The sequence below is a fragment of the Streptomyces sp. NBC_00083 genome (assembly GCF_026343295.1).
GTDB lineage: Bacteria > Actinomycetota > Actinomycetes > Streptomycetales > Streptomycetaceae > Streptomyces.
This window is the reverse complement of the sequence record NZ_JAPELY010000001.1, coordinates 2,775,069-2,786,725: the sequence shown is the minus strand read 5'-3', so window position 1 is coordinate 2,786,725 and position 11,657 is coordinate 2,775,069. Positions and strand designations below refer to the sequence as shown.

Annotated in this window: 9 protein-coding genes; 4 read left to right on the top strand and 5 right to left on the bottom strand. The window is 74.2% G+C overall.

The window, feature by feature from the left end; translation table 11 throughout:
• Nucleotides 1-38 precede the first annotated feature (38 nt).
• Nucleotides 39-1,196, top strand: a complete 1,158-nt coding sequence (locus OOJ98_RS12335; RefSeq protein WP_267054687.1) for a glutamate--cysteine ligase — start codon at nt 39-41, stop codon at nt 1,194-1,196.
• Nucleotides 1,197-1,345: 149 nt separating this feature from the next.
• Nucleotides 1,346-2,026: a hypothetical protein gene (locus OOJ98_RS12330; RefSeq protein WP_267054686.1), complete on the top strand. Its 681-nt coding sequence runs from the start codon at nt 1,346-1,348 to the stop codon at nt 2,024-2,026.
• A 72-nt stretch (nt 2,027-2,098) separates the two neighbouring features.
• Here the strand turns inward: OOJ98_RS12330 and OOJ98_RS12325 are convergent, their stop codons facing one another.
• Complete coding sequence (locus OOJ98_RS12325; protein WP_267054685.1) at nt 2,099-2,797, bottom strand: ribonuclease H; 699 nt, start codon at nt 2,795-2,797, stop codon at nt 2,099-2,101.
• Between the two features lie 139 nt (nt 2,798-2,936).
• Here OOJ98_RS12325 and OOJ98_RS12320 point away from each other — a divergent pair, with 139 nt between their 5' ends.
• A complete protein-coding gene (locus OOJ98_RS12320) occupies nt 2,937-3,116 on the top strand; it encodes a hypothetical protein (protein ID WP_267054684.1) in 180 nt (59 codons plus the stop codon).
• 81 nt (nt 3,117-3,197) lie between these two features.
• Here the strand turns inward: OOJ98_RS12320 and OOJ98_RS12315 are convergent, their stop codons facing one another.
• A complete protein-coding gene (locus tag OOJ98_RS12315; RefSeq protein ID WP_267054683.1) occupies nt 3,198-4,235 on the bottom strand; it encodes a PHP domain-containing protein in 1,038 nt (345 codons plus the stop codon).
• A 222-nt stretch (nt 4,236-4,457) separates the two neighbouring features.
• Between OOJ98_RS12315 and OOJ98_RS12310 the strand changes: the two genes are divergently transcribed.
• The gene (locus OOJ98_RS12310; protein WP_267054682.1) at nt 4,458-5,474 is read left to right on the top strand and encodes a serine protease; all 1,017 of its coding nucleotides are present in this window, start codon (nt 4,458-4,460) and stop codon (nt 5,472-5,474) included.
• 102 nt (nt 5,475-5,576) lie between these two features.
• Here the strand turns inward: OOJ98_RS12310 and OOJ98_RS12305 are convergent, their stop codons facing one another.
• From OOJ98_RS12305 to OOJ98_RS12295, 3 genes are all read right to left on the bottom strand, one after another.
• Nucleotides 5,577-5,963, bottom strand: a complete 387-nt coding sequence (locus OOJ98_RS12305) for a hypothetical protein (protein ID WP_267054681.1) — start codon at nt 5,961-5,963, stop codon at nt 5,577-5,579.
• Nucleotides 5,964-6,067: 104 nt separating this feature from the next.
• Nucleotides 6,068-6,964, bottom strand: a complete 897-nt coding sequence (locus tag OOJ98_RS12300) for a C40 family peptidase (protein ID WP_267054680.1) — start codon at nt 6,962-6,964, stop codon at nt 6,068-6,070.
• Between the two features lie 192 nt (nt 6,965-7,156).
• Nucleotides 7,157-11,533 carry a helix-turn-helix domain-containing protein gene (locus OOJ98_RS12295; RefSeq protein WP_267054679.1) on the bottom strand — a complete coding sequence of 1,459 codons (4,377 nt, stop codon included), beginning with the start codon at nt 11,531-11,533 and terminating at the stop codon, nt 7,157-7,159.
• Between the last annotated feature and the right edge of the window lie 124 nt (nt 11,534-11,657).

The following is an 11,657-nucleotide window of genomic DNA, read 5'->3' as shown; positions in this document are numbered from 1 at the left end:
CCGCCCGGCGGATCCCCCGACAGGATGGGAGCGTCACTGTGCGTACCGTAGGCGTGGAAGAGGAACTGCTCCTGGTCGACCCGGTCACCGGCGCGCCCCGCGCCCTGGCGTCGGAGGTGCTCGACCGTCTGACCAAGTGTGCCGTCGAAGGAGATGGCGTGCCCGCGGGCGTGTTCGCCCGCGAACTGCAGGGCCAGCAGCTGGAGTTCGGCACACGTCCGCAGAGCGGCATGGAGGAACTCGGCGCCGAGATAGTGCGCTGGCGCCGCGTCGCGGCCCGGCACGCCCGGGAGGCGGGGGCCGCGCTCGCGGCGCTCGCCACCTCACCCCTGCCGGCCCGGCCCGCCGTCAACGTGAGCCACCGCTACCAGTGGATGGAGGAACAGTTCGGCCTGACGACCCAGGAACAGCTCACCTGCGGCTGCCATGTGCATGTGTCGGTGGCATCGGACGATGAAGGGGTCGCGGTGGTGGACCGGATCCAGCCGTGGCTGCCCGTCCTGACCGCGCTCAGCGCGAACTCGCCGTACTGGCAGGGCACGGACACCCTGTACGGCAGCTACCGCAGCAGGGTGTGGGGCCGGTGGCCCATGTCGGGGCCGACCGCGTTCTTCGGCTCCGCCGAGCGCTACCACGCCCAGGTCGACGCCATGGTGACCAGCGGTGTGGTGCGTGACCGGGGCATGATCTATTTCGATGCCCGGCTCTCGCACCGCTATCCCACCGTGGAGATCCGTGTCGCGGACGTCTGCCTGGAAGCCACCACCACCGTGCTGGTGGCGTGCCTGGCCCGTGCACTGGTCGAGACCGCGGCACGGGACTGGCGGAGCGGGCACGAGCCACTGAGGCACGGTGTGGGCCTGCTGCGGCTGGCCGCCTGGCGCGGCGCCCGATCGGGGCTCGACGGCGACCTGCTGCACCCGCTGACCATGCGACCGGCCCCCGCGCAGGCGGTCACGGCCGCCCTGCTCGACCACTTACGGGAGGCACTCGACGACAGCGGTGACCTGGCGTGGGCCCGCAAGACGACCGCCGAACTGCTGGCCCGAGGCAATGGCGCCCGCATCCAACGTGCTCTGTACGCACACACCGGAAGCCTCGGTGATGTGGTCGCGGCATGTGTGCGCCACACCCTGGGCGAGCGCCAACTCCGGTACCCCGCAGGGGAACGGACGCACCCCACACCCTCGACCTGAGACATCACTCGGTGGAGGGCCGGGGCCATGGGTCCATACAGCCTCGTGGCCCCGGGTCGTCTCATCTACCGTGAACTGGGTACTTCACACAGAGGAGACGCGTAACATCCGGCAGCAATCACGTACGCACACACCTCGGAGGTACCCCCGTGCCGGACAGCACCACACTCCAGTCCCAGTACGCCGCGCAGATCCAGAGCGACCTCGACAGCAACGTCGCCGAACGCGAACACATCGCCGCTCAGATCGGCGCCCTCCAGGAGCAGTTGACCACCCTGGAGAACAACCACGCCCTGCTCGCCTCCATGCAGCACGCGGTGGGCGGTCCGGCCGCGCCGGCGCCCAGGAAGGCGGCGGCACCGGCCAAGTCGGCGGCCGGCAAGAAGACCGCGGCGGCGTCCGCCCCGCGCATCCCCCAGGCCCGTGCCGCGCAGAAGTCCGCAGGTCGCGCCGGTAAGAAGCAGACCGGGCCGGCCGCCAAGCCGAGCAAGGCCGTGAAGAGCACCAAGGCCGGCAAGGCGTCCTCCGGGGCTCCTACCACCCTGCGGGACCTCGTCGCGGCCCACCTCGCCCAGAGCGGTGAGCCGCGCTCGGCGGCCGAGATCACGACGGGTCTCACCGAGGCACACCCGGACCGCACCATCGCGGGCACCGTGGTGCGCAACACCCTCGAAAACCTCGTCGCCAAGGGAGAGGCGCAGCGCACCCGGCAGAACCGGTCCGTGTTCTACACGGCTCCCGACGCCAAGGCCGCGGCCCCGGCCGCCGCGTCCGCGGACGGTGACGTCAAGAAGGAGGCGGACGCGGTCACCCCCGCGGCCTCCAACTGACCGACGCGCGGTGCCGGGGCCCCCGGCACCCGCGCCGCCATCGACCGGAGAGGTGACACGCAGCCCCGTGCCTCACGCCACAGGGCTGCAGTCCGGGTGACCCCAGCCCCCGTCGCGCTTCATGATGGGAGTGCCGGCGGCATACGGCTGACCGCACGGGCAGCGGCCGGGGAACTTCGCCTTGATGGTCCGCGGCTTCCCCGAGGGGGCCGACCCGGACGCGGACGTCGACTTGCGCGCGGCGGGCCTGCTGCGCGCGACAGTGGCACGGGCCGGCGCCGGCACCGGCATCTCCACGTCACCCAGGGCCGTGCCCGCGGCACGCTGCGAGGTGGCCGCGTCGCTCGCGGCCTGGTCCGCGATCGCGTTCAGCGGGTCTCCGCCCACCTGGTGCGCGGCCACATGGACGAACTCCACATCCCGCTCGGTGAGCAACTGGTCGATGCGCTCGACGAGTTCACGGTTGGCGACCGGCTTGCCCGCGGAGGTCTTCCAGCCGTTGCGCTTCCAGCCCGGCAACCACTGGGTGACCGCCTTCATGGCGTACTGGGAGTCCATGCGCACCTGCATGCGGGTGCCCGCGGCCACGGCTTCGAGGAGCTGTTCGAGGGCGGTGAGCTCGCCGACATTGTTGGTGGCGGTGCCGAGCGGCCCCGCCTGCCAGCGCTCCGGCGTCCCCTGCGGCCCGGCGATCACCCAGGCCCAGCCGGCGGGCCCCGGATTGCCCTTGGACGCCCCGTCACATGCGGCAACAACAACTCGTTCAGACATCGGGCCATCATCCCACCGCCCTCCCCCTGCCCGGTCCCCCGGCCCGCCTCACGCTGGGTGACCGCTCGGCGCGCGGGGCCCGTGGCGGCGTGTCACGGTGAAAGGGATGGATCCCACCCACCAGCAGGAGTGACTCTCCATGGGCAAGGCCGAGAAGTTCAGGGACAAGGCACAGCAGGCCGCCGAGCAGGCGAAGACGAAGGCGTCCCGGTCGCCGGAGCGGACCTCCGGGCACACCCAGGACCCCATGGAGCAGTTCCGTGAGGAGCAGGAGCGGGCCGAGCGCCTGACGCGCAACGCCGAGACCGACCACTCCTGACCCCGTCGGTACGGCATGACACGGGAGCCGGGGCGCTCACCCGAAACGGGGTGAACACCCCGGCTCCCGGCTGCGCGTGCGTCACGTGGGCGCCGGGAGTTCGCGGGTGCGGGCCCACGCCAGCAGGTCGTCGAGCGGCCAGGTGGTGATGACGCGCTCGGGCGGGACCCCGCACTCCTCGGCTCGGGCGCAGCCGTAGATCTGCCAGTCGAGCTGGCCCGGCGCGTGGGCGTCGGTGTCGATGGAGAACAGGGCGCCGGCCTCGACGGCCCGGGTCAGCAGCCGGCGCGGCGGGTCGAGCCGTTCCGGTCGGCTGTTGATCTCGACGGCGGTCCCCGCGTCGGCGCAGGCGGCGAAGACCGCCTCGGCGTCGAACTGGGACTCGGGCCGCCCGCGCCCGGTGACGAGACGGCCGGTGCAGTGGCCGAGCACGTCCGCGTGCGGGTTGCTCACCGCCGCGACCAGGCGCCGGGTCATGGCGGCCGCGTCCATGCGCAGTTTGGAGTGGACGGACACGACGACGATGTCGAGCCGGCCGAGCAGCTCGTCCTCCTGGTCCAGGGAGCCGTCGTCGAGGATGTCGCACTCGATGCCGGTGAGCAGCCGGAACGGAGCCCACTGCTCGTTGAGTCCGGCCACCACGTCCAGCTGGTGGCGCAGCCGCTCAGCGGTGAGGCCGTTGGCGACGGTCAGTCTGGGCGAGTGGTCGGTGAGGACGGCCCACTCGTGCCCGATCTCCGCCGCCGCGCGGCCCATGTCGTCGATGGGGCTGCCCCCGTCCGACCAGTCGGAGTGCAGATGGCAGTCGCCGCGCAGCGCGGCCCGCATCCGGTCGCCGCCCTCGACGAGCGGCGCCGCCGCTTCGAGGTCGGCTTCCAGCCGCTGGAGGTAGCCCGGCACCTCGCCGGCGAGCGCCTCGCGCACCACCCGTGCGGTCTTGGGACCGATGCCCTTCACCGCCTCCAGCTGTCCGACGCCCTTCGCGCGGCGGGCGAGTTCGTCCGGCGGCATCTCCCCGATCGCGTCGGCCGCGGTACGGAAGGCACGGACGCGGTACGTGGCCTCGTGCGCGCGTTCGAGCAGGAAAGCGATCCGCTTGAGGGCCGACACGGGATCCATGCACACACCTCCTGTGCGGACGGGCCTGCCTCCGCGCGGACCCGCCGCGGTCCGTGCCGGGGGGCACCGGCACGCGCCGTCGCGGGCCGTCCCTCCAGCTTCCCCCAGGGCGGGGCCGCTCGCAGCCGCGCGGCCGAGTGCGCCGGGCGTACCCGCCGTGCGCCCCCTCGGCGGCCGTGTCGGGGCGGTCGCCCCCGCCGACGGCGCCCTAGCCTCGCCAGGGTGATGGTGCGAAGAGATGCCCGCGACGGGCGCCGGCCGGGGCGGGCGGGCGGTGTCCTCGTCGGCGCCGCCGTGCTGCTGCTGGTGACCGGCCCGCTGATGGTCTCGCCGTCCTCCCCCGCCGTTGCGCGGAACGACACCGCGGCCGTGCGGGCCCGCCCCTCCGCCACCGCTGCGCTGTCGCCCCCGCCCCCGGCCGATCCCCGGGCGGGCCCGCCCGCAGGAGCAGGGGCCGACAGCGCGGAGTACCGCAGGTCACGGCCGGAACTGCCCGCGGGCTGCATCGCGGAGCGCCGCCGCCCCGAGCCGCACGATGTGCGGCCGGCCTGCTCGTATCCGGTGGTGGGTGTCTTTCTGCGGCCCGGCGGCCGGAAGACGTGCACCGGGGCGGTGGTGGCCGGAGGGCACGGCGATCTGCTGGTCACGGCGGCGCACTGTCTGCCGCTCGACGGCACGTCGTTCGCGCCCGGGTACCACGACGGCACCGCCCCGTACGGCCGCTGGCCGGTGCTGGCCGCGGTGCCGGACCCCCGGTTCGCCGAGGCCCGCAAGGGCGCCAGGAACTGGCCGTACGACTGGGCGTTCGTGCGGGTGGCGCGGGTCGGCGGGAAGAGTGTGCGGGAGGCGGTGGGGTCGGCCTTCGAGGTGCCGCCGCACCCGGAGAGCCTGCCGTCCGACCTGGGCCGGGTCACCCTGGTCGGCTATCCGCACGACCGGCCGGGCCAGCACGTCTGCACGGTGGACTCCGCGCCCGCCTACGGCGGCTTCCGGCAGGCGCGCTGTGCGGGCTTCTCCAGCGGCGTGTCGGGCAGCCCGTGGGTGCTCGCGGCGCGGGAGGGCGAGGGCATCGTCGTCGGGGTGCTCGGCGGCGCCGAGCGGGGCGGCGGCTTCCTCGCCGACGTCTCGTACACGGCACGCTTCGACGCGGGCCTCGCCTCCCTGTTCGCCACGGCGCAGGGAATCGTCCCCCGGGCCTCCCCCTCCGTCGCACCCGCGGCACGGCGAGACGCTCCCTGAGACATCGTCAACTTCCGTCCATGACTGCCGGGTTGATGCCATGGCCGGGCCGCCCGTCGGGGGATTCGACGGGCGGCCCGGTGTCTCAGGGGGACGGCGTGGTCAGCACTGGCGCAGGCCGGGGGCCGGGTCCTGACCGGTCTTCACGCTGACGGCCGGGACGTTGCCCCAGGCGCCGTTGTCGAGCTGCGTCCAGTACCAGATGTCGTTGCCGCCCTGGTGCGGGTCGCCGTGGCCCCAGCACTCGAACCAGTTGAACCCGGTGGTCAGGGTGCCGCGGGTGGCCGAGCGGTAGGACCGGTCGGCGTATCCCTTCGCGCCGACCGCGTTGCCGCAGTACAGGCGGCCGTCCGAACGGACCCCGCACTCCGCGGCGGGCTTGGCCGCGGCGGCGGGCGCGGCGACGGCGGTCGGCAGGCCCGCCGTGGCGAGGCCGGCTGTCAGGGCGGTGGCGGAGAGGAACAGGGCGATCTTCTTGCGTGCGTTCACTGCGAACTCCTCGCGTAGGGGTGCGGTGTGGCCGGACCATATGGGGGGGCCGGACCATGTGGTGCGGGACGGTGTGCGGCCCGTTCAGATGTGGGGCGGACGGTTCAGGCACACGTGGGGACGTTGTCGAGCCAGGCCGGCCCCTGGATGTAGATGTTGGTGATCCATGCCTGGTAGTCGGGCAGGTAGGACCAGGCGTCGTTGCGGTAGCCGTCGGCCTCGACGAGCTGGGCGTGCTTCTGGCAGGCGATCTTCACGCGCGTCGGTCCCGCGAACTTGTTGACGCGGGCGCTGGTCGTGGACGGCTGGGTGTGGGTCCATACGTCGGTGCCCCAGGTGGAGAAGTTCCCGTCCTGACCCGGGGAACCGCCGATGCGTACCGCGCCGTTGTAGTCCCCGCCGAGCCGCACGTCGCTGACCATCACATGGGTGCCGGACTGGCGGGCCTCGACCATCTTGCCCGCGCCGAGGTAGACGGCGATGTGGTGGATGGAGTCGGCACCGCCCCACGCCATCAGATCGCCGGGGAGCAGCGGACCGGTGCCCTGGCCCGCGCCGAAGCGGGCGGTGACGTGCGAGGAGTGGTACTGGCTGTTGGCGGTGCCGGCCAGGATGTCCTGGCCGGTGGCCTGGGCGTAGGCGTAGCGCACCAGGCCCGAGCAGTCGAAGCCGCGGCGCTCCGGGTCGTGGTTGCTCGCCGGGTCGGTGGGGTCCACCTGCCCGTAGGTGGCACCGGGCTGGGCCCCGTGGCCGCCGCCCCAGGTGTACCAGATGCCGAGTTGCGAACAGGCGGCGCGCACGGCTGCCTCGGCGGCGGCGGACGCTCCCGGCGCGAGCACGTCGCAGCCGCCGGCCGCGGCGCGGGCCGCCGCTGCGGTGCCGAGGGGCGCGGTGCCGAGGGGTGCGGCCGTCGAGGTGCCTGCGGCCGGCACGATCGCGCAGGCCGCCAGGAGGCCGGCGGCGGCCAGGGTGCGGCGGGCTCTGGCAAGGGTGAGGTGCATGTCGTTTCCCCGTTTCGTCGTCCGTATGCCGGACTGCCGCCCGGCGGACCGCCGACGTGGTCCCGTGCTGAACGGGAGCGGTGGCGGCGGTGGTTCGAGACTGTGCGGTGCCGGGTGCGCTGTCGAGGAGGCGGCCGTCTCCTGTGCGGACGGGAAACGGGAAACACCCGGGGAAACAGCCCGCCCGAGGCCCTAGGAGGAGGCGGGGCAGAGCGGCCGGAAGGGCAGGTCGGGCAGCAGACGAGCCCAGCGCTGGGGCCCCGTGTCGCCCAACAGCCGGCATACCTGCGCCTGTTGGCGCGGTACGTCGGTGTTCCAGAGCCGAACGGTGCCGTCGTTGCTGCTGCTCGCCAGCGTGCCGGGCCGTTCGGGGTCGAAGGTGACGCCCCAGACGGCCCCGGTGTGTCCGCTGAGCGTGGCGAGGTGCGCGGCCCGCGCGGGGTCCCACAGCCGGACCGTCTGGTCGCTGCCGCTGGAGGCGAGCGTCCTGCCGTCGGGGCTGAACGCGACCGCGCGCACCGAGCCGCTGTGGCCGGCGAGCGTCCGGGCGGTGGTGCGGTGGGTGAGGTCCCACAGGCGTACGGTGCCGTCGTTGGCGCCGCTGGCCAGGGTGCGCCCGTCGGGGGCGAACGCCACGGAACGCACCGAACCGGTGTGGCCGCGCAACACGGTGCGCGGCCCCTGTGCCGGGTCGCGCACGTCCCACAGACGGACCGTCAAATCGTCGCTGCCGGTGGCCAGCGTGTGGCCGTCGGGGCTGAACGCGACCGTGTTGACGAAGTCCTCGTGGCCGTCGAGCGTGGCGTAGGGGCGGCGGGTCGCGATGTCCCACAGGGTGGCGGTGCGGTCGGCGCTCGCGGAGGCCAGGAGCCGTCCGTCGGGCGAGAAGGCCACCGCGAACACCGATCCGTCGTGGCCGGTCAGGGTCGCTTCGAGGCGGCCCGTCGCCACCTCCCAGAGCCGTACGGTGCGGTCGGCGCCCGCCGAGGCGAGGAGGCGTCCGTCCGGTGAGAAGGCCACCGCGAACACCGATCCGTCGTGCCCGGTGAGGGTGGCCCGCAGCCGGTGGTGGGCCACGTCCCACACCCGTACCGTACGGTCCGCCTGCGCCGAGGCGAGCAGGGCACCGTCCGGGGAGAACGCGGACTGCCACGCCTCGGTGAAGGGCCGGGCGGTGAACGCGGGGCGGCCCGGGTCCCACATCACGACGGACTGGTCGAACCCGCCGGTGGCAAGGCGTTCGCCGGGGCCGGCGGCGATGGCGAGGACATAGTCGGTGTGGCCGGACAGGGTGGCGACCACACGGTGGTTGACGGCGTCCCACAGCTTGACGGTGCCGTCGCCGCTGGCGCTGAGGACGGTGTCGCCGCCATGGGTGAAGGCCACGGCGTTCACATCGTCGCTGTGTCCGGTCAGCACACCATGCGCCGTGCCGTCGGGCAGATCCCACAGGCGGACGGTGCGGTCGGCGCCGCCGGATGCCAGGGTGTGGCCGTCGGGGCTGAACGCCACGCCGAGCACCTGGTCGCTGTGGCCGGTGAGGACCTGGGGCGGCCGGCTGCCCGTGACGTCCCACAGGCGCACGGTGCGGTCCATCGACGCCGAGGCGAGGGTGTGTCCGTCCGGGCTGTAGGCGACCGCCATCACCGCGTCGTCGTGGCCGGTGAGGACGGTGCGTACCGTGCCGTCGGGCACGTTCCACAGCCGGACGGTGCGGTCGGTGCCCCCGGACACGAGGGTGTGGCCGTCGGGGCTGAACGCCACGGAGCGTACGGCCCCTTGGTGTCCTCGCAGGGTCGCCGTCGTCCGGCGGGTGGCCGCGTCCCACAGGCGTACGGTGCCGTCGGCGCCGGCCGTCGCGAGGCGGGTGCCGTCGGCGGCGTAGGCGACGGCGGTGACCGCGCCGGTGTGGCCGCGCAGGACGGCGGTGACCTGGTGGTCCGTGGTGTCCCACAGCCGTACGGTGGCGTCCGAGCTCGCCGAGGCGAGGGTGTGGCCGTCGGGGCTGAACGCCACGGAGTTGACCGGGCCGGCATGGCCGCGCAGCCGTCCGTCGAAGTACTGCGCCTGCGTGCTGAGCAGGGCCCCGCGCGCCTGCGGGGTGCGGTCGGTGCGGTAGGCGTCGGCGGCGAGCAGCATGGAGGCCTCCGGCTGTCCGGCGGCGAGCGAACCGGACCGCACGGCGAGGGCCTGTGACTGGGCGGTGCGGCTCTGGTCGAGGGCGCGCCGACGCTGCTGGAAGGCGAGGGAGCCGGCCGTCACAGCGAGGGCGAGGAGGCCCACGAGGGTGGTGAGCAGGGCGCGGCGGATACGGGTCTGGCGCCGCGTGTGGCGCACACCGCGGGCCTCCTCCGCCGCGCACGCGTCGAGGAACTCCTTTTCCAGTGGGCCCAGTTGGTCGCGCCGATCGCGTTCCACTCCCTGGTGGACGCGTTCGCGCACCGCGGCGAGACGGGTGCCACGGTAGAGCAGGCTCGGGTCACGGCCGGCCCGCGCCCACTGGTCCGCGGCGTCGCAGACCTGCTGGCGCAGGACGAGGCCGGCCCGGTCGGCGTCGATCCAGCCGCGCAGCCGCGGCCAGGCGTGCAGCAGCGCCTCGTGGGTGATCTCCACGGTGTCGCTGCCCGCGGTGACGAGCCGGGCGCGCACGAACGCGTCGAGCGCGCGGGCGCCGGACTCCGGGTCGGTCAACTGCCTTATCAGTAGGGCTCGTTCGATGGGCCTGCGGGTCTGGACGGTGTCGTCGGCGACGTGGACGAGGCGCACCAGGAGCTGCCGCACGGTCGACTGCTCCGCGGCGTCGAGGCGCCCGTACACCGACTCGGCGGTGCGGGCGACGGCGCCGCGAATGCCGCCGGTCGTCTCGTAGCCAGCCACCGTCAGGGTCCGGCCGGCCCGCTGCTGCCACGTGACGAGCAGGGCGTGGGCGAGCAGGGGCAGCGAGCCGGCGGAGGTCGCGGAGTCCTGGCCCAGGTCCCTCAACAGCAGTTCGACCAGGCCGGGTTCGAGAGTCAGGCCGGCTCGTTCGGCGGGTCCCGTGATGGCCTGGCGCAGCTGGGCGCCGGACATGGGGCCGAGCGCGAACAGGCCGTGGGTGAAGACTTCCACGAGGCGGGGGTGGTCGAGGCAACGCCCACAGAAGTCGCCACGTACCCCGATCACGACGGCAGCACAGGCGGTGGAGTCTGCGGCGCGGGCGGTGGAGTCTGCGGCGCGGTCGCGGGGGGTATCGTCCCGCCCGGTCGAGCCGTGGGCGCCCTCTGCGGCGAAGGCCCCGACGACCCACCCCGCCGAACCTCCGTCGTCCCGGCAGGTGTTGCCCACATGACCCGCGGTCGAGCCGCCCGCCCTCCACCCGCCGGGGGCACCGTCACCGTGCGGGGCGAAGCCGTCGGCATCCCGCCCGGTCGACCAGTCCGCGGCGGGGGCGGGCGAGCCACCGGCCCCGCCTGGGGCGAAGCCATCGGCATCCCGGGAGCCGGGCGCGCCGCCATCCCGCCCGGTCGCCCCCTCCGTGACAGAGGCGCGGCCGTCACCTGCGGGCGAACTGTCAGCGCCTCGCCCGGTGTTGACATCACCGTCACCCCCGGCCGCGCCGCCCGCACCCCGCCCCCCGGAGTCACCGGCCTCGCCAGGGGTGGAGACGTCGGCGTCCCGCGGGGCGGGTACACCGGCACCCCACCCGGGCAACGCGCCCGCATCCCCCGTGCTGGGAGCGCCGGCATCCCACCCGGCCGGGCCCACGCCGCCCTCCGCGCAGGCGCCCCCGCCGGCCCGGCCGATCGCATCGTCGCCGGCCCGCGCCGTGGACAAGGCGTGGAGTACGGCGACGAAGTCGCGGCGCTCGCGGTCGCTCTCGCACAGGGTGAAGGCCTCCTCGAACTGGTCGACGACCAGGACGAGACCGCGGCCCCGGCCGTGCGCCGCCGCCGCGTCGACCAGCAGGCCGGGCCGGTCGGCGAGCGCCTCGGGGGTGATCTCCGCGCACGCCGCGCCGAGCACGTCCGCGGCGCAGCGCAGGAGTTCCTTGAGCGGGTGGGCCGTCGGGGTGCACACGACGACCGGCCACCGCTCCGAGCCGGGCACGGGCAGGGCGCCCCGGCGCAGCGCGGGCAGCAGTCCGGCCCGGAGGAGGGAGGACTTGCCGGCGCCCGAGGGAGCGACCACGGCGAGCGGGCCGCGGCCCATGCGTTCGGCGAGCCGGCCGGTCAGTTCGGCCGTCGCGCTCTCGCGGCCGTAGAACCACGCCGTGTCCTGCTGCCCGTAGGCGGCGAGCCCGCGATAGGGGCACAGGCCCGTGTCGGCGGCGCCGTGGTGCGTGGCGCGGGACGCGGGAGCGGACGCCGGTCTCGGCAGCAGCCGCACGAGCGCGCCCCGCGCTTCGAGTACGTCGTCGCAACGGCGGGCGACGTCGAGCGTGGGTGGTTTGCTGCCGTTCTCAATCTTGCTGAGATATCCCTTGCTGTAGTGGATCGAGCGGGCGAGGCCCGTGAGGGACACCTTGCGCAGGGCTCGCAGGCGCCGCAGCTCCGCTGCGAATCCCCCGGCCCTTTCGTCGTCCGTCGGCACGGGACCTACCTTTCCGTGACGGACGGGGCGTACGCCTGAAAAGGACGAACTCCTTCCCGTTCCGGTCGGCAACGGACGTACGGGAACGATCCGTTCGGCCGCCACGGCCGCGCGAACGGGCTCG

What these genes read in the sequence shown, in the direction of transcription:
- OOJ98_RS12325 (WP_267054685.1), bottom strand. Translation starts at nt 2,797, where the DNA reads ATGTCTGAACGAGTTGTTGTTGCCGCATGTGACGGGGCGTCCAAGGGC.
- OOJ98_RS12320 (WP_267054684.1), top strand. Translation starts at nt 2,937, where the DNA reads ATGGGCAAGGCCGAGAAGTTCAGGGACAAGGCACAGCAGGCCGCCGAG.
- OOJ98_RS12300 (WP_267054680.1), bottom strand. Translation starts at nt 6,964, where the DNA reads ATGCACCTCACCCTTGCCAGAGCCCGCCGCACCCTGGCCGCCGCCGGC.
- OOJ98_RS12315 (WP_267054683.1), bottom strand. Translation starts at nt 4,235, where the DNA reads ATGGATCCCGTGTCGGCCCTCAAGCGGATCGCTTTCCTGCTCGAACGC.